The 20,946-nt window shown below is 60.1% G+C and carries 21 protein-coding genes and 1 pseudogene; 10 read left to right on the forward strand and 12 right to left on the reverse strand.

Translation table 11 applies throughout. The features are described from left to right. The first annotated feature begins 219 nt into the window (after nt 1-219). The 4 genes from CO660_RS13155 (at nt 220) to CO660_RS13170 (ending at nt 4,635) form a co-directional block, all read left to right on the forward strand. Nucleotides 220-1,533 carry a sugar ABC transporter substrate-binding protein gene (locus CO660_RS13155; RefSeq protein ID WP_176536286.1) on the forward strand — a complete coding sequence of 438 codons (1,314 nt, stop codon included), beginning with the start codon at nt 220-222 and terminating at the stop codon, nt 1,531-1,533. A 148-nt stretch (nt 1,534-1,681) separates the two neighbouring features. Then, nucleotides 1,682-2,452, forward strand: a complete 771-nt coding sequence (locus CO660_RS13160; protein ID WP_097599070.1) for an L-iditol 2-dehydrogenase — start codon at nt 1,682-1,684, stop codon at nt 2,450-2,452. Nucleotides 2,453-2,490: 38 nt separating this feature from the next. After that, nucleotides 2,491-3,501, forward strand: a complete 1,011-nt coding sequence (locus tag CO660_RS13165; RefSeq protein WP_097599071.1) for a zinc-dependent alcohol dehydrogenase family protein — start codon at nt 2,491-2,493, stop codon at nt 3,499-3,501. 123 nt (nt 3,502-3,624) lie between these two features. Continuing rightward, entirely contained in the window at nt 3,625-4,635 is a 1,011-nt protein-coding gene (locus tag CO660_RS13170; RefSeq protein WP_097599173.1) for a LacI family DNA-binding transcriptional regulator, read from the forward strand. A gap of 6 nt (nt 4,636-4,641) precedes the next feature. Here CO660_RS13170 and CO660_RS13175 read toward each other — a convergent pair whose 3' ends face one another. From CO660_RS13175 to CO660_RS13195, 5 genes are all read right to left on the reverse strand, one after another. Further along, on the reverse strand, nt 4,642-6,531 hold the full coding sequence (locus CO660_RS13175; RefSeq protein ID WP_097599072.1) for a sugar phosphate isomerase/epimerase and 4-hydroxyphenylpyruvate domain-containing protein: 1,890 nt from the start codon (nt 6,529-6,531) through the stop codon (nt 4,642-4,644). 23 nt (nt 6,532-6,554) lie between these two features. After that, on the reverse strand, nt 6,555-7,415 hold the full coding sequence (locus tag CO660_RS13180; RefSeq protein ID WP_097599073.1) for a shikimate dehydrogenase: 861 nt from the start codon (nt 7,413-7,415) through the stop codon (nt 6,555-6,557). 63 nt (nt 7,416-7,478) lie between these two features. Next, complete coding sequence (locus CO660_RS13185) at nt 7,479-8,495, reverse strand: TRAP transporter substrate-binding protein (RefSeq protein ID WP_097599074.1); 1,017 nt, start codon at nt 8,493-8,495, stop codon at nt 7,479-7,481. Between the two features lie 68 nt (nt 8,496-8,563). Beyond that, complete coding sequence (locus tag CO660_RS13190; protein WP_097599075.1) at nt 8,564-9,844, reverse strand: TRAP transporter large permease subunit; 1,281 nt, start codon at nt 9,842-9,844, stop codon at nt 8,564-8,566. 10 nt (nt 9,845-9,854) lie between these two features. Beyond that, nucleotides 9,855-10,418 (reverse strand): TRAP transporter small permease, encoded by a 564-nt coding sequence (locus tag CO660_RS13195; protein WP_097599076.1) that lies wholly within the window; start codon nt 10,416-10,418, stop codon nt 9,855-9,857. A gap of 279 nt (nt 10,419-10,697) precedes the next feature. Between CO660_RS13195 and CO660_RS13200 the strand changes: the two genes are divergently transcribed. Continuing rightward, the gene (locus CO660_RS13200; RefSeq protein ID WP_097599077.1) at nt 10,698-11,336 is read left to right on the forward strand and encodes a TetR/AcrR family transcriptional regulator; all 639 of its coding nucleotides are present in this window, start codon (nt 10,698-10,700) and stop codon (nt 11,334-11,336) included. A 13-nt stretch (nt 11,337-11,349) separates the two neighbouring features. On the opposite strand, the gene CO660_RS13205 is transcribed toward CO660_RS13200, so the two are convergent. The 5 genes and pseudogenes from CO660_RS13205 to CO660_RS13225 form a co-directional block, all read right to left on the reverse strand. Next, a complete protein-coding gene (locus tag CO660_RS13205; protein WP_097599078.1) occupies nt 11,350-12,372 on the reverse strand; it encodes a HAMP domain-containing sensor histidine kinase in 1,023 nt (340 codons plus the stop codon). Beyond that, a pseudogene (locus tag CO660_RS13210) lies at nt 12,372-12,965 on the reverse strand (response regulator); the annotation flags it as partial. The pseudogene CO660_RS13210 and the gene CO660_RS13205, both read right to left, overlap by 1 nt. Further along, nucleotides 12,929-14,230, reverse strand: a complete 1,302-nt coding sequence (locus tag CO660_RS13215) for a DUF4173 domain-containing protein (RefSeq protein WP_245421324.1) — start codon at nt 14,228-14,230, stop codon at nt 12,929-12,931. The pseudogene CO660_RS13210 and the gene CO660_RS13215, both read right to left, overlap by 37 nt. Nucleotides 14,231-14,642: 412 nt before the next feature. Continuing rightward, complete coding sequence (locus CO660_RS13220; RefSeq protein WP_020922905.1) at nt 14,643-14,831, reverse strand: hypothetical protein; 189 nt, start codon at nt 14,829-14,831, stop codon at nt 14,643-14,645. A 155-nt stretch (nt 14,832-14,986) separates the two neighbouring features. After that, a complete protein-coding gene (locus tag CO660_RS13225; protein WP_097599080.1) occupies nt 14,987-15,706 on the reverse strand; it encodes an Ig-like domain-containing protein in 720 nt (239 codons plus the stop codon). A 631-nt stretch (nt 15,707-16,337) separates the two neighbouring features. Here CO660_RS13225 and rpsU point away from each other — a divergent pair. The 4 genes from rpsU to CO660_RS13245 all read left to right on the forward strand — a co-directional run bounded on the left by rpsU (nt 16,338) and on the right by CO660_RS13245 (nt 17,942). Continuing rightward, nucleotides 16,338-16,571 carry a 30S ribosomal protein S21 gene (rpsU, locus tag CO660_RS13230; protein ID WP_011427834.1) on the forward strand — a complete coding sequence of 78 codons (234 nt, stop codon included), beginning with the start codon at nt 16,338-16,340 and terminating at the stop codon, nt 16,569-16,571. Nucleotides 16,572-16,616: 45 nt separating this feature from the next. Next, nucleotides 16,617-16,811: a hypothetical protein gene (locus CO660_RS13235; protein ID WP_097599081.1), complete on the forward strand. Its 195-nt coding sequence runs from the start codon at nt 16,617-16,619 to the stop codon at nt 16,809-16,811. Nucleotides 16,812-16,821: 10 nt separating this feature from the next. Further along, nucleotides 16,822-17,400, forward strand: a complete 579-nt coding sequence (locus tag CO660_RS13240) for an alpha-ketoglutarate-dependent dioxygenase AlkB (RefSeq protein ID WP_097599082.1) — start codon at nt 16,822-16,824, stop codon at nt 17,398-17,400. A gap of 62 nt (nt 17,401-17,462) precedes the next feature. Beyond that, the gene (locus CO660_RS13245; RefSeq protein WP_041678968.1) at nt 17,463-17,942 is read left to right on the forward strand and encodes a pyridoxamine 5'-phosphate oxidase family protein; all 480 of its coding nucleotides are present in this window, start codon (nt 17,463-17,465) and stop codon (nt 17,940-17,942) included. A gap of 29 nt (nt 17,943-17,971) precedes the next feature. Here CO660_RS13245 and CO660_RS13250 read toward each other — a convergent pair whose 3' ends face one another. Continuing rightward, the gene (locus tag CO660_RS13250) at nt 17,972-18,883 is read right to left on the reverse strand and encodes a LysR family transcriptional regulator (protein WP_097599083.1); all 912 of its coding nucleotides are present in this window, start codon (nt 18,881-18,883) and stop codon (nt 17,972-17,974) included. 97 nt (nt 18,884-18,980) lie between these two features. Between CO660_RS13250 and CO660_RS13255 the strand changes: the two genes are divergently transcribed. Further along, nucleotides 18,981-19,856: an aldo/keto reductase family oxidoreductase gene (locus CO660_RS13255; protein WP_097599084.1), complete on the forward strand. Its 876-nt coding sequence runs from the start codon at nt 18,981-18,983 to the stop codon at nt 19,854-19,856. A 78-nt stretch (nt 19,857-19,934) separates the two neighbouring features. On the opposite strand, the gene ppk2 is transcribed toward CO660_RS13255, so the two are convergent. Continuing rightward, nucleotides 19,935-20,849, reverse strand: coding sequence for a polyphosphate kinase 2 (ppk2, locus tag CO660_RS13260; protein WP_097599085.1), 915 nt, complete (start codon nt 20,847-20,849; stop codon nt 19,935-19,937). Nucleotides 20,850-20,946 lie beyond the last annotated feature (97 nt).

The raw sequence follows: 20,946 nt of genomic DNA on the forward strand, positions 1-20,946 counted from the left end.
AACTAATTTACGTACTGTAACATTTGTGTTGCACCGCAGAAACTTATTTTGTGTTTCCAGTGCATTGCGAAATGACGCAACGCCGCTGAACTTGCACGTCTGTTGCTTCTATCCAGCAGAAGATCAAGCGAGCGGAACGCGCTTGACAACAGATCTGGAGAAGCGGATACAAAGTTTACGCATGTAATATTATGTGTGACATCCGTGGAGGAGGAAATCATGAGCAAGATCATTTGCATCCTTTCTGCATCCGTCGCGTGCCTCGTGCTGGCCGCCGGGATGGCGGACGCCGAGGAACTGACGATCGCCACCGTGAATAATGGCGATATGATCATCATGCAGAAATTGTCGCCTGAGTGGGAAAAGCAGACCGGCAATAAGGTCAACTGGGTGGTTCTGGAGGAAAATGTCCTGCGCCAGAAGGTCACCACCGATATTGCGACGAAGAGCGGCCAGTACGACATCATCACGATCGGCGGTTACGAAGCGCCGATCTGGGGCAAGCAGGGCTGGCTCGCACCCGTTGGCGACCTCGGCGACGACTACGACTATGACGACCTGCTCGCTCCGATCAAGACAGGCCTGACCGTCGACGGCAAGCTCTATGCCGTGCCCTTCTATACGGAAAGTTCGTTCACGCTCTATCGCAAGGATCTCTTTGACGCCGCGGGCATCAAGATGCCGGATGAGCCAACCTACGATCAGATCAAGGAATATGCGGCCAAGCTGACCGACAAGTCCAAGGAACAATACGGCATCTGCCTGCGCGGCAAGCCTGGCTGGGGCGAGAACATGGCGTTCCTCGGCACAATGATCAACTCCTATGGCGGGCGCTGGTTCGACATGGATTGGAAACCGCAGATCAATTCCGAGCCCTGGAAGAAGGCAATTACAGACTATGTCGAGTTGATGACCAAATACGGTCCTCCTGGCGCGATCGGTAATGGTTTTAACGAAAACCAGGCGCTGTTTTCGACCGGCCATTGCGCAATGTGGATCGATGCGACCTCGGCTGCCGGCCGCGTTTATGACCCGAAGCAGAGCAAGGTCGCCGACAAGATCGCCTTCACCCGCGCTCCTGTCGCCATCACCGCCAACGGCTCGAGCTGGTCATGGTCCTGGAACCTGGCGATTCCAGCCACCTCGACCAAACTTGATGCGGCTAAATCCTTCCTGAAATGGGCGACCTCCAAGGACTACGTAAAGATGGTGGGTGAGAAGGAAGGCTGGGTCGCCGTGCCGCCCGGTACACGCAAATCCACTTACGCCCTGGCCGAATATCAGAAGGCGGCCCCCTTTGCCGATACCGTGTTGAAGGCAATCCTTTCGGCCGACCCGGCAAAGCCGACCAAGGATCCTGTTCCTTATACCGGCGTGCAATTCGTCGCCATTCCGGAATTCCAGGGCATCGGCACCATCGTCGGTCAACAGATCGGTGCGGCATTGTCCGGCCAGCAATCCGTCGATGCCGCTCTCGACAACGCCCAGAAGCAGGTCGAGCGCGACATGAAAAAGGCAGGCTACCCGAAGTGAGTTCGTGCTCGCAGGCGCTGCCGCGAGTTCCTCCCGGAGAGTTTCCGGCAGCGCTGCTGCCGGAACCTTCTGGCTGCCGGAGCCGATAACAGACAGGACGGCCGCCGCGTGGATCTTCCGGCTCTACGCCGGCTGAATGGAGACAGACATGAGACTGAAAGACAAGATCGCCTTGATTACCGGCGGGGCACGCGGCATCGGATTGGGCTTCGCCGAAGCCTTCGTCAAGGAGGGAGCCAAAGTCGTCATCGCCGATATTGACATCGAACGGGCGACGAGATCCGCCGTTGCGATCGGCCCCGCAGCCAGGGCAATGCAGCTTGACGTTACAGATCTTGCTGCGATCGATGCCCTCGTCAATACGATCGATGCCGAGTTCGGCGGCATCGACATTCTGATCAACAATGCCGCCATCTTCGATATGGCACCGGTCAACGAGATCACCGAGGAAAGTTATGACCGGGTCTTCTCCATCAATCTGAAGGGACCGCTGTTCATGATGAAGGCAGTCTCGAACGTCATGATCAAGCGGGGCAGGGGCGGCAAGATCATCAACATGGCAAGCCAGGCCGGCCGTCGCGGCGAAGCCTTGGTGCTTCTCTATTGCGCTTCCAAGGCCGCCATCATCTCGGCAACGCAGTCGGCCGCACTTGCCCTCGTGAAACACGGCATCAACGTCAATGCGATCGCACCGGGCGTTGTCGACGGTGAACATTGGGATGTCGTCGATGCCCATTTCGCCAAGTGGGAGGGCTTGAAGCCGGGCGAGAAGAAGGCCGCGGTTGCCAAATCCGTTCCGATCGGCCGTTTCGCCACACCCGACGACATCAAGGGTCTGGCCGTCTTCCTCGCCTCCGCCGATAGCGATTATATTCTCGCCCAAACATACAATGTCGACGGCGGCAACTGGATGAGTTGATCGCTCTCCCGCAGCTAGGCAATCCAGGAGCCAGCGAGATGGAATCCATTTGTTATATCGAAAAGGGCGTCGCGGTCACCACGGCGCTGCCGCTGCCGGAACTGAGGCCCGGCCATGCGCTGGTGCGCGTGCGCGCGGCCGGCCTCTGCCATACCGATATCGACGTCCTCCATGGCCGTTACGGCGAGGGTCGCTTCCCTCTGGTTCCCTGCCATGAATATGCCGGCGTGGTCGAGGCGGTCGCGGGCGATGTCTCCGGTCTTGTCGTTGGGGCGCGTGTCGTCGTCGATCCCAATCTTCCCTGCGGAGAGTGCCGGGCCTGCCGCAAGGGACTGACCAATCTCTGCCGCGACCTGAAAGCCTATGGCGTTACGGAGAATGGCGGTTTTGCCGAATACAGCTTGGTCAGGACCGACCATCTGTATGAGATCGGCGACCTCGACTTCTACCTCGCCGCGCTCGCCGAACCGCTCGCCTGCGTCTTAAACGGCCTTGGCAGCGCCGGCCTCCAAGCCGGTCCCGCGGGATCGGAAAACGCATTGGTCTTCGGCGCCGGGCCGATCGGGCTGCTGCTGGCGCTGTCCCTGAAAGCCAAGGGCGTTCCATCGGTAACGGTCGCCGATATCAATGAGGGGCGGCTTGCCCTTGCGGAAAAGCTGGGGCTGGAGACGGCCGTCTCAGGATCCGCGGCACTTTCAGGCCTCCGCCGGGCCTTCGATTTCGTCGCCGATGCGACCGGCATCGCTCGGGTCGTCGAAGGCATGATCGACTTCGTCACCGATGGCGGTACGGTTCTTGTCTTCGGGGTCTGCGCACCGGACCAGCGCATTTCCATTTCGCCCTTCGAGCTTTTTCGACGCCAGATCCATTTCGCCGGCTCCCATTCGCTAAACCGCAACATCCCTGAGGCCCTCGACATCCTCCGAAGGGACAAAGGCGCGATGGCTGCACTGGTTTCCCATCGTCTGCCGCTCGGCGAAGTGCTGACTTTCATCACCAAGAAATCCGCTGATCCGGCAACGATGAAAGTGCAGTTTTCAGCTGACTAGGTCCGAACTATTGCCGTTATCCCGTTCCGTCGGGGGATCGCTTTTCGTTGAGCGATGAGTCATCTAGAAACGGTCAGAGGTGCCGTGTCAGGAGATCAGATGGTGGGAAAGACAATCAAAACCATGGAGGACTTTTCCGAGTTCGTCGGCCTGTCGCGTCCCACCGTCTCCAAATATTTCAGCGATCCGATGTCCGTGCGTCAAAAGACCCGGGAGACGATCGAGCAGGCGCTGAAAAAATCGGGATTTCGGCCGAATATATTCGCCGTCAATCTCAACCGCCGGCGCAGCAACATTCTCGGCGTCATCATTCCCAATTCCACCGATCCCTTTTACATGGCGCTCACCCGCCGCATCGAACTGATCGCCAATGAGACCGGCTTCCTCGCCTTCGTCCTGTCCTCGGACGGCAAGGCCGAGATGGAAGACCGGGCGATCAAGACGCTGAAATCGATGAATGTCGCCGGCGCGATCATCGCGCCGCTCGGCGTCGAGTCGCATCATGCGACGCTCGACGAGCTCGGCCGCAGCGTACCCCTCATCTATGTGGACTCGCCGCTCGATGAGACGTCCTCTTTCGTCGGCACCAACAATCGCCAGAGTTTCAGCCTGATTGTCGATTATCTCTGCCGCTCGGGCGAGCCGCCCTGCTATTTCGGCATGCCGCATGTCAACACCAACGCCCTGACACGCCAGACGGCGTACCTGGAGGCGATGGAGCAATTCCGCATGGCGCCCAGCATTGTCGAGCTTGCGGATAGCAAGAGCTGGGATTTCGAGCGTTTCGGCTTCGAGGAGGCAACCCGCATCCTGACGTCTGGCCAGGGCTTCCCGACGCGAACCGTGCTCTGCGCCAACGACCGCGTCGCCTTCGGCGTCATCGCCGCCGCTTACCAGCTGGGCCTCAAGGTCGGCCACGGCGCCAGCCATGACCTGCGTGTCGCCGGACATGACGACCATCCACTGTCCCGATACGCCTGCCCGCCGATCACCACGGTCGCGCAGAACTATAACGAGATCGGCCGGCTGGCGATCGAGTTGCTGCTCGACCGACTCGGCGAGGGGGAGGGATCTGCCGCACCGGCGGGCCGCATTCTTCTCAATGCCGAACTGATGCTGCGAACCTCGGCCTGAGGCCTCTCAGGCCCGCGGCAGGCCAGCCGGCCTCAGATGTTTCCTCAGCGCTGCAATCCTGAAAATGGCGTTCGCGGCGCCATAACCGCGATAGCCGCGCCGCTCGACGATCTCGAAGAACAGGCCCTCGCCATAGGTCGGGCTGTAGAGCTGGAAATATTCGCCGGCGTCATCGCGATCATAGAGGATGTTGTTCGCCTTGAGGCGATCGGCAAATTCGGCGTCGAGGCCGAAGCGTGCTTCGAGATCGTCATAATAGTTTGGCGAAATAGCCAGCGGGACGAAACCGTTTGCGGCAAGCGCGGCGGCGGTCGCAAAAATGTCGTCGGTCCTGAAGGCGAGATGTTGAATGCCGGAGCCGAAGGTTTCGGCGATGAAGCGGCCGGCCAGCGTGTTGCGGTTTTCCGCGCCGTTCATGGTGATGCGCAAAGAACCTTCCCGATTTTCCACCACCTGGCTGCGGACGATGCCGGAGGGATCAACGATATCAACCATCGGCGTCTTCTCAGCCTCGAGGAGCGAGGTGTAGAACAGCAGCCAGGTCAGCAGCGCCTCGTATTTCATCGTCTGCGCCATATGATCGATCGATTGCAGTCCCGCCGGCTGCGGAGCGACATCATCCTCGATCGCATCGAATTCGATCTCCCAGATGCGGCCAAGCTCGGATTTGCGGTCAAGGAAATAGAGGACGCCGCCACCGACACCACGCACCGCCGGCATCTCGATCTCGCCGGCATCGAGCGATTGTTCGAAGCGTTCGGCGCCGAGCGCCATCGCGCGTTGCAAGGCCGCCTTGGCATCGTCGACCATAAGCCCGGCGGCGTAGGCCGAAGTGCCGTGCACGGCATAGGAGGCGCTGGCAAAACCTTTCCGCTCGGTATTGACGACGAGATTAATGGCACCCTGGCGGAAGACCGTTACCCGCTTGGTCTTGTGTTTGGCCGCCTTGCGGAAACCGAGGCTCGCAAACAGCGCTTCCAGTTCCGGCGCCTCGTCTTCATCGGCAGTGAATTCGATGAAGGCGATGCCCTCGACGACAGCGCGTGGCGGCATGGCGGGCACCGGCAGGGCGCTCTCCGGCTGCTGCCGCTTCACCTGGTCTCCGAGATAGATCAGCGAACGACGACCGTCTACAGCAATCGCGTTCGGCGAACCGCCGCGGAATTGGTCGTTGAAGATCTCCAGCGAGAGATAGCCGTCATAGCCGGTTGCCGCCACAGCCTTCATGAAATCAAGTACCGGCAGGTCGCCTTCACCAGGCATGTTGCGGAAGTGCCTGCTCCAATAGAGCAGGTCCATGTCGATCGACGGCGCGTCGGCAAGCTGAATGATGAAGATCTTTTCCTTCGGGATCGACCGGATCGAGTTGACGTCGATCTTCCTCGACAGCGTGTGAAAGCTGTCGAGGATCAAGCCGACATTCGGATGATCGGCCCGGCGGACGATTTCCCAGGCGTCGCGGTGATCATGAATGTGGCGGCCCCAGGCAAGCGCTTCGTAGCCGACGCGCAGACCGCGTCTGGCGGCGCGCTCGCCGAGTTCATGAAAATCGGCCGCCGCCCGGTCCAGACCACCGAGCGAAGCCGGCGAAACATTCGAACAGACGAGGACGAGGTCGGTACCCATTTCCTGCATGAGGTCGAACTTGCGCTCGGCCCGATCGAAGGTGCGGCTGCGCAGCGGCTCCGGCATGCCTTCGAAATCGCGGAACGGCTGAAAGAGCGTGATCTCCATGCCGAGATCGTGCACGATCCGGCCGACCTCCTTCGGGCTTTCGTCGAAGATCAGGAAGTCGTTCTCGAATATCTCCACCCCGTCGAAGCCGGCCTTGGCGATCGCCTCCAGCTTGTCGCGGAGGTCGCCGCTCAGCGAAACAGTCGCAATCGATGTCTTCATCGCAGTGGTCCTTGCGGGTAGCGTTAAGTCGTCATGGTCCTGAAATGCGCGAGCATGCGACCGGCGTCAGGCTCCTTGCCGGTGATCAGACGAAAGGCGCCAACCGCCTGAAAGACCGCCATGCCGCCGCCATCGAGCGTCCGGCAGCCACGCTGCCTCGCCTGCCACAATAGCTCGGTCTCCAGGGGGAAGTACACGATTTCGGCGACCCAATGCCGCCTTTCCAGAAGTTCGGGCGGAAGCGGCGTGCCGGGATATTTGGCCATGCCGGTCGGCGTCGCATGGATCAAGCCGGAAGCCGCCTTCATCGCGACAGCAAGATCGCTGCCGGCGGTGATCGACGCACTGGGAAAGAGCGCGGACATCGTTTCCGCCAGATCGATGGCACGCTCATGCTCGCGATCGAATACCGTCAGCCTCTTCAGGCCGAGCGTCAGAATCGCATAGGCGGTTGCGACACCCGCTCCGCCTGCGCCGAGCTGCACGGCCGAGGAAAGATCGGCTTGCGGCAGCCCGCGCCGGAAGCTTTCGGCGAAGCCCCACCAGTCTGTATTATGCCCAAAGCGCCTGCTGTCCTTGAGGACGACGGTGTTGACGGCGCCGAGCGCCCTGGCTTCCGGCGACAGCTCGTCGAGCAGGGGAATGACGAGCTGCTTGCAGGGATGGGTGATGTTGAGGCCGGCCAGACCACGCTCTTCGGCATCCGCGACCAGCCGCGAAAGATCGGCAGGCGAGGCATTCAGCTTGACGAGATCAATCAGCTCATAATCGTAGTCCAGCCCCTGGGCCGCACCTTCCTCCATATGCATGGCAGGCGTCAGCGAAGCCTGGATACCGGAGCCGATCAGCCCGGCCTTCAACGGTTTCAGCAGTGTCTCGGCCATACGTCAGTTCCGTTTCTCTCATGATGGTAAAGGCCCGCAGGATCGCTGCGGGCCCTGATTCGCTTACTTTCCGCGAACCGTGTCGAGCTCCTTGAAGAGCTGCGTGACGGTCTCCGCGCCGATCTGAGCGGTGAACTTGTCGATCAGCGGCTTGACGGCGTCGCGCATCTTCTGCGTTTCTTCCGGGCTGAGCTCGACGACTTCCATGCCGGTCTTCTTGATTTCCGCGATCGCGTTGGCATCCTTCTCCCTGGACACCTTGCGCTGATAGTCGCGGGCTTCCGTCGCCGCCGACTGGAACACCGCCTTTTCCTCATCGTTCAGGCCATCCCAGAACTTCTTGCTGATGAGAACGATCTGCGGATTGTACTGGTGACGGGTGACCGTCATGTACTTCTGCACTTCGAAGAACTTGGCGTTGATGATGTTGGCGGCCGGGTTCTCCTGACCGTCGACGGTGCCGGTCTCAAGCGCTGTATAGAGTTCCGTATAGGGCAGCGGCACCGCATTGGCGCCGAGGCTGTTGAAGAGTTCGATCGGGATCGGCGACTGGATCGTGCGGATCTTCAGGCCCTTGATGTCCTCGAGCTTGGTGACGGGATGGCGGTTGTTGGTGAGATTGCGGAAGCCGAGTTCCCAATAGCCGAGACCGACGAGGCCGGTGTCGGGCAGTTGCTTCATCAGCTCGGTGCCGAAGGCGCCGTCCATCACCTTGTCGGCCTCTTCGCCGCTGTTGAAGAGGAAGGGCAGGTCGACAGCGCCGAACTGCTTGACGTTGCTGGCGAGAATTCCGGCGTTGAGCACCGTCATCTCGATCACGCCGCCCTGCAGCGCCGACACCGTCTGGACGTCGCCGCCGAGCACGCCGCCCGGAAACAGCTTGACCTCGATCTTGCCGCCGCTCTTTTCCTTCACCAGCTTGGCGAACTTCTCCATGCCCATGACCTGGGGATGGCCCTTATTGTTGGCGGCGGCGAATTTGAGGCTGTGCTCGCGGATTTCTGCCACGGCAGGGCCGCTTGCCAGAAGCGCAATCGGCAGAGCCAGTCCCAGCGCCAGTTTCGTCAATCTGTTCAGCATGTTTTCCTCCCAGGATAGAGCCGGCATCTCCCTCCGGCCGCGTTGAAACTCCATCGCCACAAGCGAAGTCAGTGCCCGAACCAGGCAACCGGGGCGGTCACCAGCGCGGGGAAAAGCACGAGCAAAAAAAGAACGAGCAGTTCGGCGATCATGAAGGGGATGACACCCTTCATCAGATCCTCCATCGAAAGCTTCGACACGCCGCAGATGACGTTGAGAACCGTGCCGACTGGCGGCGTTATCAGCCCGATCGAATTATTGATGATGAACAGCACGCCGAAATAGACAGGATCGATCCCCGCCTGCTTGACGATGGGCATCAGCACCGGCGTCATGACCAGGATCGTCGGCGTCATGTCCATGGCGGTACCGACGACGACGATAAGCACCATGATGGCAAGCAGCAGCAGCGTCGGATTGTCCATCAGCGGTTCGACGAGAGACGCGAGTTCGCCGGGCACGTCGGCGACGGTGATCAGCCAGGCCGAAACGGCGGCGCAGGCCACCAGGAACATCACCACCGAGGTGATTTTCGCAGCCGCGACGAAGACCTCGAACAGCCGCGACGGCGGCAGTTCCCGATAGACGACCATCGATACGAAGAGCGAATAGACCGCCGCGACGACGCCAGCTTCAGTCGGCGTGAACACGCCGAACTTCAGGCCGACGATGATGATGACGGGCAGCATCAGCGCCCAGATGCTCTCGGCGAATGCCTTCATCCGCACCGCGCCGCTTTGCTTCGGCGGCAGGGCGAACTGCTCCTTGCGCGCCACGATCAGCCAGGTAACGCAGAGGGCCGCTCCGATCATCAGGCCCGGGAAAATGCCGGCCAGGAACAGCTTGGTGATCGAGACTCCGCCGATGACGCCATAAAGGATGAAGCCGATCGAGGGCGGGATGATCGGGCCGATAATAGAGGCGGAAGCAAGCAGGCCGCCGGCGCGAGCAGGATCATGGCCCGATTTCAGCATCATCGGGAAGAGCAGGGCGCCAAGCGCGGCCGCATCGGCGACGGCCGATCCGGAAAGGCTCGACAGCACACAAGCCGCGAAGATGGCGACGAAGCCGAGGCCGCCCCTGATATGGCCGACCAGCGCCATGGCGAGATTGACGATGCGGCGTGAAAGGCCGCCGGTATTCATCACCTCGCCGGCGAGAAGGAAAAAAGGCACGGCCATCAGCGGAAAGCTGTCGGCGCCGTTCAGCACGTTCTGCGCGACGATCTGCGCATCGAACATGCCGAGATACATCATCAGCGCCACACCTGTGATGATGAGGGCAAAGGCGATCGGAACGCCGAGCGCCATCGGACCGAGAAGGGCGCCGAGGAAGATCGTGACAGTCATGACGCGCTCCTCAGTGCTTCGGCTTCAGAACGGGGAAGGCCGTCTGCGCGGGATCTTCAAGTGCCGCCTGTTCCTCGCTGTCGCGCACGAGCCCGGCGGTCGTCACGTCGATGCGGTCGGTCACGATGGCAAAAGCGTCCCAGAGAAGGATGAAAAAGGCCGGCACGCCAAAGGCGAGCCCCGCGCCGTAGAAAACGCCCATCGAAATGCCGGTCGCCGGGGCCGAGACGTGAAGGTTGATCAGCGTCTGGGCCCAGCTGCCGCTGATCATCAGCCAGGTGGCGACCAGCATCATTCCATAGCCGAGGAGCACTGCAAGCTTCGCGAGCGGTTTCGGGAGGCGGATGATGAGGGAGTCGACGCCGAGATGGGCATGCTCACGCATTGCCACGACGGCGCCGAGGAAAGTCAGCCATATGAACAAAATGCGCGACAGTTCTTCCGAAGAGGTGATGCCCTGGTTGAAAGCGTAGCGAAGTACGACATTGCCGAAAACCAGCACGACCATACCTGCCAGCAGCAGCGCGATCGTCACCTTCAGCGCGAAGAAATAAAATTCGATGATACGGGTCATTCGCTCCTCCCAAGCGTAGCCTTGCCCTTGCCGGCCGACCGTCGTCAGACCCGCGAATGCACGTCGTGACCAAATATTAGCGTCGCGATCAATTCCTCCACTGTTCGCTTCTCCAAAATGTACTAACTAGTTCGTATGTCAAGCGGCATCTATTGAAACATGCCTGCAACGTGAATAAGACTGGCGGAGACGGGTCCAGAAGACACTTGCTTCGAGTGAAGCCGAAAGCCGGAATTCGAGAGACAAACCAATAGATTAGAAAGTGCGGTAATCAGGCTCATGACGGAACGGGGCGAAAACGGGCGGAAGAACGATCCACAGCAGACGAAGGAGGATATCCTGCTCGTCGCAACCGAGGAGTTCTCGACCCATGGGCTCGCTGGCGCCCGCGTCGACGCGATCGCCGAGAAGACGCGCACCTCGAAGCGTATGATCTACTATTATTTCGGCAGCAAGGAAGGGCTCTACCTTGCCGTGCTCGAACAGTCCTACCGCAAGATCCGCTCGCTTGAATCGGACCTGCATCTCTCCAATCTCGAGCCGGAAGAGGCGCTGCGGACGCTGATTTCAACGACCTTCGATCATGACGAGGCCAATCCCGATTTCGTCCGCCTCGTCAGCATCGAGAACATTCATCACGCGGCGCATATGCTGCGTTCGGAAGCTATCCGCGATCTCAACGTCTCCGTCATCGAAACCATCGCCGGCATATTGGAGCGCGGCTTCGACCAGGGCGTCTTCCGGCGCAAGGCCGACCCGATCGACATCCATCTGATGATCAGCGCCTTCTGCTTCTTTCGCGTCTCGAACCGCTATACGTTCGGCACGATCTTCCGGCGCAATCTCTCGGACGGCGAAACGATCGAACGCCATCGCGGAATGATCGCCGACGCCGTCGTCAGCTATCTGAAAAGCTGACGGCGCGATCTCCTCAGCCGCGCTGGGAAAGCAAGGGTATCGCAATTTCAAATTCAGCGCCGACGCCGGTCGTCTGCCGAACGCGGATCGTGCCGCCGTGGGAGCTCAGCATGGTATGGACGATGCCGAGGCCCATGCCGGTGCCGCCCTCTTCGCGGCGGGTCGAGAAGAACGGCTGAAAGATGCGATCGCGGTTTGCCTCGGAAATACCGCTACCATCGTCACGGACGAGAATGAGTGCTGTTCGGGCGTCGGCAGACACTGTGAATTCAAGTAGCGCTGCGCCGTGCTGAAGGGCGTTGTCGGCAAGGTTGGCGAAGACGATGATGGCAGCCTCCTCTGGAAGGGCAATCAATGCCTCCGTATCGCCTGCGCCTAAGATATCTAGGGCAGGAAATCGCTGGCGCAGTAGGGCCATGACGCTTGCAATGCTGCTTCCGCCCCCGGTCATCGGCATTTCCGCCTGTGCAAGTTCCCTCAGCCGCTGCAGCAACGCGTCGAGACGGACAGCGTCAGCGGCGATGTTGTCCAGAAAGTGCAGGCGTTGCGCCTTCGTCATCGGCCTCTCGGCATCATCATCACGCAACAACTCCGCCGCGCCCCGAATGGCCGTCAGCGGCGATTTCAATTCGTGGGACACATGGGCGGCAAAGGAGCGGACATATTCGGTGCGGTCGACCAGTTTTCCCGCTAGATCGAGGAAACTCTGCGACAACACGGCGATCTCCCGCGTCCCATAGCTTTCAAGCGGACGGATTGCTGCCTTGCCGCCGCGGGCGATCTCATCGGTCCGGGCGATCAGGGCGTCAATGGGGCCGGTGATGGTGCGCGTCAGCACATAGGCGACGCCGAGCGTCAGCACGAGGACGACAAGGAGGGCGATGATCTCCACCGGCTCCATCCGGTTCGCGCTCGCCTCCGTTGCGCGAAACCAGATGACAATCAAAGCAGGCAGCGCCATCACCGTGAGAAGCACCGCGTAGACGATCAGCGCCAGCGGCGGCCGCCATTTCACCCTGACCTTCGGCGCCGGCATCACGCCTTCCTCCCGATGTCGCCGCCGAGCTTGAAACCGATCCCGTGAACCGTTGCGATAACCCCGGAGCCGCCGGCGGCAGCAAATTTGGCCCTGATATTGCGGATATGGCTGTCGATCGTGCGATCGGCGACATAGGTGCCGGCGCCGTAGGCCGCCTCCATCAGTTGCTCGCGGCTGAAGACCATACTGGGCCGTGACAGCAAAGCGTCCAGGATGGCGAATTCGAGAGCCGTCATCGCAACAGCGCTCTTGCCGAACATAACGGTCCTGCCGGCGCGATCCAGGCTGAGCTCGCCGGCGACGAGCGTGGCGTGGCGCCTGTCAGACCCCGCTTCGTTGCCGCTGCGCTTCAGGATCGCCTTCACCCGCGCCACCAGTTCACGCGGGCTGAAAGGCTTCGCCACATAGTCGTCCCCGCCGATTTCGAGCCCCAATATCCTGTCAATCTCTTCGTCGCGCGCCGACAGAAACAGGATCGGCAATCCTGAGGTCGTGCGGATCTGACGGCAGACTTCCAGACCGTCCATACCGGGCATACCGATGTCGAGAATGATCAGATCGATGTTGCCGCGGCGGAAGGCCGCCATCGCGGGCCTTCCTGGCTGATCTCCTGGCTATGGTAGACATTGAAGCGGGCGATGAATGCCGGGAAATCGATGAAGGCGCTGATGTAGAGAACCGTCGCGAGAGAGGCGAGGTTAGCCGCGATCAGCCACTGGTTGGATCGGTTGAGCAGAATGCGCAGCAGGATGAGCATGAGACCGATGGCGACGAGCCCCATCCACAGACCGGCGGCGACACGCAGTTCGGTCAGCGAATAGGCTTCGACGTAAAGTCCAAGGCGCAGCATCGACGACAGGCAGAGAAGGACGTTTTGAGCGATCCAGGCATGGACAAGGCCGCGGATGAGCGCACTATAATCGCCAGGCCCGCCTCGTCGCATGGAAACGAGGACAAAGCCGGCAGCGAGAAGCGCTGTCGCAATCAGGGGATAGGCGCCGCGATGTGCATATTCAGCATGACTCATGTGATCGGGCAGATCCGCGCCACCCCAGAGATAGACCAGGTCGAGGAGTGTCTGGACGGCAAACACGGCATTGAACAGGACGAGCGACCGCAGCAGCGAAGCGTAGCCGAATGGCGCATTCCTGGCGGGCACAATCATGAACGTCCTGCCGGCCTGCGGCCGCGCAGCACGCCGTTTCAATCGAGGCCGCAGCATCGCCCAAACCACAATGGCGGTCATCAACCAGAAGCCGATCCGCCAAGGATCGAGGAACTGCAGCAGAACGCCGAAATCGATGCTCCGCAGCGCAATCTCGATAAGCGGGTTCGCAGCCGCAAAGAGAGACACGAAGACCGCTGCGAGAACGACAGGCATGATCCAGAGACCGATGCCCCGCCGAACGCTGACAAGGGAGAGGCGTCTGCCCGGCGTCGCAAGATATTTCTTGATGCTCTCGACAAGTCGCAAAGGAATGACGAGAGCGAACCGAAGAAATACCGGGGGCAGGGCCGCTAGCCGACGAGGCATCAGTTCGGCGCTGACGAGAGCGACCGACATCAGCCCACCGACGCAAAAGGCAAGGCCCGTGACTGACGGCGCTTCCAGCAGGGGCGCCGAAGCCAGTACCAGAAAGCCCACGAGAAAAGCTGCCGTCGGAGGCGATGGAGGCTTGCGGGCCGAGAACAGAATGCTGACGCAGACCGCAACAGCAAAGAGAAAGAGGTTGATCCCGGGGGCGTGGCCAAAGATCAGAAAGTCGGCAAGCGCCACCAGCGCAAGCAGCGCGGCGACCCTGCCGCTGCCGCGCCTGATGCGCATCGGTTGTGTCAGGATGTCGGCTGTGTCCATTGGTGCTCCTCTCGCAGACGCCGATTTTCGATCACGATGAGCGTACTTTCCAACCTTCCCTCGGCAGAGGACCCTCAGTCAGCCACCACCCGTCCTTGCGCAGGCGATCCGGCAAGATTGGCGATGTGAGACGCGGCGGGATGTCGGTTTTGCTCATGACGGGAAGATGCCGCGCCGGATTGCAGATTTTGTGCAGAGAGTGAGGAGCAATTCAGGAGATTGTCCGACCCTGGAGGTCATGGAGGGTCGCTCCAGCTCGCAGCGGCCGTGACGGCGGATGGGAATTCACCAATCCCTCGGAAGCACGACAACGAACGTCACCGATCGGGTGGTGCTTCTGCCGGTTCCACGAGATGGCAAGTCGAGATCAACTAGGGAAACGGGAAATATTGCCGGTCGGCGAGCGAGGACCTCATCGGTATCGAGGCGCGCGCCTGGCATTATGGAGCAACTCGCAGGCTGTCGCGAATGGTCCGAAGAGTTTGAGCAACAACGCTTGCTCCTCGACATCTATCCGATGACGAGCGCAGAACTCGGTTACGGACCAGACTTTCGTCAGATCGTCCGTTTCGATTTGCTTGGGTTCGATGTGTTCGGTCAAGGGCGTGTCCTCCGAACATCGAGACTACGCCTGCCGATCTTTTATAAGAACTAGCTAAAAAGGGTTATGTCTGCCAATCTTTGAGGAACGGCGCATAGAAAAAAGCCCGCCGATTGCGCGGCGGGCATCTTGTCTCACTGATCTATTGCTGCAGATCAAACACCGACGCCGTCGGGATGAGCGTCCGTGCCGAGGATGTTGAGCGTCACCTTGGCCGTGTCCGTATGGCCTTCGCCATCGGAGATCTTGTAGTAGCGGAGAACTTCCGTGTAGGTCACACCTGCATCCAGATCGGCAGTCAGATCATAGGTGAAGGTGCCGTCGGCCTTGACGTGGAACGTGCCGTAGGTGCCCTGAACATCGGTTACGGAATCAGCCTTCGAGTCCACCTGCGTGCTCAAGAACTGACGCAGGAACATCTTGCCGTTGTCGCCGGCGATATCGTTATCGAGGACGTTGCCACCGATCGGGCTGCCTTCGGTGAAGCTGTAGACGTCGTCGACAGCAATCGGCTTCACCTGGGTGACGCCCTGGATGTTCAGCGTGAACAGGCCGACATCGGTATGGCCGCTGCCGTCGGAGATCTTGTACGATACTTTTTCCTGGAGCAGCTCGCCGTTGGTGAAGCCGATTTTGGCTGCGTCGCTCAGAACATAAGTATAGCTGCCGTCCGGCTTGACGAAGAACGTGCCGTACTCGCCCTGGATTTCGGTGATCTGGCTCATGCCGCTCTTGGCGCCAACGCTAGCGCCGTCAAATGCACGCAGGAACAGGTGACCGTTCTCGGATGAATCGTTGGAAAGCAGATTTCCGGAAATTACATCGGTTTCTTGAAATGTTGCACTATCATCAGTTGCGTGAATCAGTGAAGCCATTAGTTTCTCCTAAAATTGTTTATCAGCAGGCCAATTTGACCTCAGCGAGCCGCCCCTTTAACAACTTATTAATAGTACAAGTCAATGGGTTATTTAACGCAAGGTTAACATTCGCCTTTAACGTGTGTCTCCGCTTATAAGACGCTTATTACGCTCTCCGTTTCATTCAAATTTGAAGCAATTTCGACCAATTTACACGCGGTAAACTTGAAAGAAGCTCTGCGGCGACTACGTAATGACGGCGCTTTTCTGGCGCTGCTTTATGGTGCCTGCACACCATTGCAATGCCTGACACCCGCACCTATTTTAAGGCCGACCCCCGATCCCATCGGACACTCAAGCGGTGCCGCCTCGTCAACGAGGGCGAAGGATTGGCGGTGTGCGCCAGCCGGAGCGGTATGGGCAATCCCGATAACAAGCGATGATGCCGGCTACGATCGGCAGAGGATTTCTTTCGAACGACGAAAATAGCGACTGCGATTGCGGTCGAAGGCCGGCTACTGCGGGGCGGCATGCCGTCCCAAACTGCGGGGAAGGCATTTCACCGCTTAGCCGCAGCGTATGTAGGCGCCGATCGCCGCGCGGTCCGACCGAAAGTCGATCGACAAATCATTAGCAAGGAGAATCCGACATGCAGGTACTCGTAAGAGACAACAACGTCGACCAGGCCCTCAGGGCCTTGAAGAAGAAGATGCAGCGTGAAGGGCTGTTTCGCGAAATGAAGGAACGGCGCGCCTATGAGAAACCATCCGAACGCCGCGTCCGGGAAAAAGCGCAGGCGATCAGCCGGCAGCGAAAGGCTGCACGCAAGAAGATGCAGCGCGAAGGGCTGCTGGTCGGGCGCAAACGGACCGCCGCCCGTTAGACTCCCGCCCCGTTTCAGCAGTTACATTTCCCGAAAGGATAGACAATGGACGAATTGAATAGCCTCACCGTTTCGGAGGAACGCCTCGAGGATTGCCGCGATGTCGTTGAGCCGGATTTGCAGGATCTGATTCAGCGGGCACTGACGTCGGGCTTTTCGCGAGAGGAAATCCTCATAGCAGTCAGCGAACTGGTCGCAGAAGACTTCGCGACGGTCATGGAAACCCCGAGCGTGCATTGAGGAACGAGCGGTGACCGTGATTGCACAGAAGGATCTCTTTGGCGCGGCCGACGACGGCTTTCCCGAGGGTTTCCGATATACCCAGGATATTGTGCCCGTCGATCTGCAGCGCTCAGTTCTCGAAGCGATACCGGCCCTGCCGTTCAAAGCCTTCGACTTCCACGGGTTCGAAGGCAAACGCAGAACGGTCTCCTTCGGCTGGAAATACGACTTCGATAGTCAGCGCATGAGAAAAGCAGGGGAAATACCGTCACTGCTGCTCCCCATTCGGGAGATCGCCGCACGCTTCGCGGATATCGCGCCGGAGGCGCTCGAACATGCTCTTGTGACGGAATACGCACCCGGCGCGCCGATCGGCTGGCACAAGGATAAATCAGTGTTCGGCCGGGTCGTCGGCATCTCCCTGCTTTCGTCCTGCACCTTCAGGCTGAGGCGCCGGAACGGCGACAAGTGGCAGCGGCGATCGCTGGTGCTTGAACCCGGCTCCGCCTATATCATGGCCGGCGCCTCAAGAACACTCTGGGAGCATTCCATCCCGCCTGTCGATCGGCTGCGTTATTCGATCACCTTCCGGGAGTTGGCCACCTAAAACCTCGGGAACATCGGCTCCAGCAGATGGTTACTCCGTCTTTCCCACAAATGGAGATGACGATGGCGGAGCAGGATGACGCGACGCGGGTATGGGAATTAATCGACCGAATAGGGTTCTGCATGTTGACGACCCGCAACGGCGACAATCTGCGCGCCCGGCCGATGTCCGCCTATAGCGCGCAGCTTGAAAACGCGGTCTATTTTCTGACTGATCTCGCCAGTCACAAGGACGACGAGGTCGCCCGCTGGCCGAACGTCTGCCTGGCCTTTGCCGACACCAAGGCGCAGAAATATCTTTCCGTGTCGGGGACGGCCGAGGTGCAGAACGATCGCGAGAAGATCCGTGAATTGTGGGCAACGCCGGCAAAGGCGTGGTGGGACAATCCCGACGATCCCTCCATCCGCATCCTCAAGGTTACCCCGTCTTCGGCCGAATATTGGGACAGCCCCGGCACCATCATCAGCTATATCAAAATGGCGGCCGCAGCGGTCACAAACAGCAAACCGGATATGGGCGACAACGCCGAGGTCACGCTCTGACGCTAGGCGCGGAGGCTCGCCGACGAACATTAAACCCAGTTGGCCGATGCCTTGACGAAGTCGATGAATGCCCTGAGCGGCGCAGGCACCAGACGCCGGCCGGGATAATAGAGAAACGGTCCTGAAAAGCGCTGCCACCACGGCTCGAGGACGGGCTCAAGTGCGCCGCTGTCGAAATGCGGACGCAGCCAATCCTCGAAAATGCAGATGATTCCTGTGCCCGCTATCGCCGCGTCGACGGAAAGATCGGTCGCCCCGCCGACCCTGACGATCAATGGGCCGGTCGGTTCGACCCGCACCACCTCGCCGTCCCGCTCATATTCCCATGGCGTAGTCAGCGCACCACTGGCAAAACGGCCCAACAAACAGGCGTGATCAAGGAGTTCACTCGGATGTCGCGGCCGTCCTTGGCGGTCGAGATAAGCAGGCGATGCCGCAGTGGCAAAGCGCTGGTGGCGCGGACCAATCGGAATCGCGATCATATCCTGCTCCAGCCGCTCGTCATAACGGATGCCGGCGTCACACCCGGCAGCGAGCACGTCGACAAAGCTCTCCTCGGCGACGATCTCCAGGCGAATGTCGGGATAGGCGGCGAGGAATGGCGGGATGATGGCAGGCAGCACCAGCCGCGCAGCGCTGACCGGCACATTGAGCCGCAGCGAGCCAGCCGGCCTGTCGCGAAAGCGGTTGACCACGTCGAGCGCGGCCTCCACCTCCGTCAAAGCAGGGCCGAGCCGCTCCAGCAGACCCTTGCCCGCTTCGGTCGTAACGACGCTACGCGTCGTCCGATTGAGGAGCCTGACGTCGAGATCAGCCTCCAGGCGACGCACCGCTTCGCTCAAGAAGGAGGCGCTGCTGCCACTGGCACGCGCTGCCTCGCGAAAACCACCCGCCCGCGCCACTGCGACGAAGGCGTTGAGGTCACTCAGGTCTACTTTCACTGTTCGCCACTCCGCACGGCCCGTGCGCATTGTACCCAATTATCACACGCACCGCCAAGGAGTAAGTTTAATCTCATCTGTTGAAAGGAGCGCGACCATGTCCATCATCCATCAATCCGGCACATTCAATATCGGCGACCGCAAGGTGAGGCGACTTGGCTATGGCGCCATGCAGCTGGCAGGGCCCGGCGTGTTCGGCCCGCCCAAGGATCGCGGCGCCGCTCTGGCGGTGCTGCGCGAGGCGGTCGCATGCGGCGTGAACCACATCGATACCAGCGATTTCTACGGCCCGCACGTGACCAATCAGATCATCCGTGAAGCGCTCCATCCCTATGGCGACGATCTCGTCATCGTCACCAAGGTCGGCGCGCGGCGCGGCGCGGACGGGTCCTGGATTCCGGCCTTCTCGCGCCATGAACTGACGCAGGCGGTTCACGACAATCTTCGCAATCTCGGCCTCGAGGTGCTTGATGTCGTCAACCTCCGGATCACATTTGACCTGCATAGCCCGGCCGAAGGCTCGATAGAAGCACCCCTGACGGTTCTGGCTGATCTCCAGCGGCAAGGTCTGATCCGTCACATAGGTTTAAGCAACGCCACATCGAAACAGGTCGCCGAAGGCCGCGGGATCACCGAGATCGTCTGTGTGCAAAACCAGTACAATCTGGCGCATCGGAACGACGACCGGCTCATCGACGAGCTTGCCCGTCAAGGCACCGCTTATGTGCCGTTCTTCCCGCTCGGCGGCTTCACGCCGCTGCAATCGTCCACACTCTCCAGTGTCGGCGCACGCCTGAGCGCCACGCCGATGCAGGTGGCGCTCGCCTGGCTGTTGCGCCGCGCAGCCAATATCCTGTTGATCCCCGGCACGTCGTCGCTCGGCCATCTCAGGGAGAATCTCGCTGCTGCCGGATTGGTGCTGCCGGATGATGCTGTTGAGGAGTTGGACTCAATGACCGATATGGCCGCCTGACGGCCGCCGGCAGTTTCGGTCGCTAGGCCGGCTTTCCTCCGCGGCGTAGCGATCTTGCCGGATATTGCGGCTATGCTTTCAGTAGCGCTCCGGTACGAGCATTTCAGGCGAAACCGGCGCCCTGATATAATCGGCATGACGGATACGATCCGGCAGCTGAATTTCAGGCTTCGGCACATCCTCATAGGGAATCTGGTCGAGAAGATGGGCGATGCAGTTCAGCCGCGCCCGCTTCTTGTCGACGGCCTGCACCACCCACCAGGGCGCCTCCTTGGTGTGTGTGCGCGCCAGCATTTCTTCCTTGGCCTTGGTATATTCCTCCCAGTGGATGCGGCTTTCCATGTCCATCGGCGAAAGCTTCCACTGCTTCAGCGGATCGTGGATGCGCATCTTGAAGCGGAATTCCTGTTCCTCGTCGGTGATCGAGAACCAGTATTTGATCAGCACGATGCCGGAACGCACGAGCATCCGTTCGAATTCCGGCACCGAGCGGAAGAACTCCTCGAGTTCGTCAGGGGTGCAGAAGCCCATCACGCGCTCGACGCCGGCGCGGTTGTACCAGCTGCGGTCGAAGAGCACGATCTCGCCGGCGGTGGGAAGATGCGGGACATAACGCTGGAAATACCATTGATGGCGTTCCCGTTCAGTCGGCGCAGGCAGTGCCACTGTGCGGCAGACTCGCGGGTTGAGCCTTTGGGTCACGCGCTTGATCGCCCCGCCCTTGCCGGCCGAATCCCGGCCTTCGAAAAGCACGACGACCTTCAGCTTCTTGTACTGAACCCAATCCTGCAGCCGAACCAGTTCGTGCTGCAACCGGAACAGCTCGCGGAAATAGATCTTCCGATCGAGCGTCTGCTCCGCCGGTTCGGTCATTCCTTCGACGACCAGATCGTCCAGCCGGTCTTCCTCCAGCTGCATTTCCAGCTCCTCATCGAAGCTGTCGGCGATTTCGGCCTTTATCCGGCTGAGCTGGTCCTGATGTGTTTTAGACATGGGCTTTCCCTTCCTGCTCAGTTGACAGGAGCATGTCACTGCAAAGTTAGTGTGACGGTTGGATAACCCACAGCTCGTTCACTTGTTCGCCTCTTTC

The organism is Rhizobium sp. L9 (assembly GCF_002531885.1).
Lineage (GTDB): Bacteria > Pseudomonadota > Alphaproteobacteria > Rhizobiales > Rhizobiaceae > Rhizobium.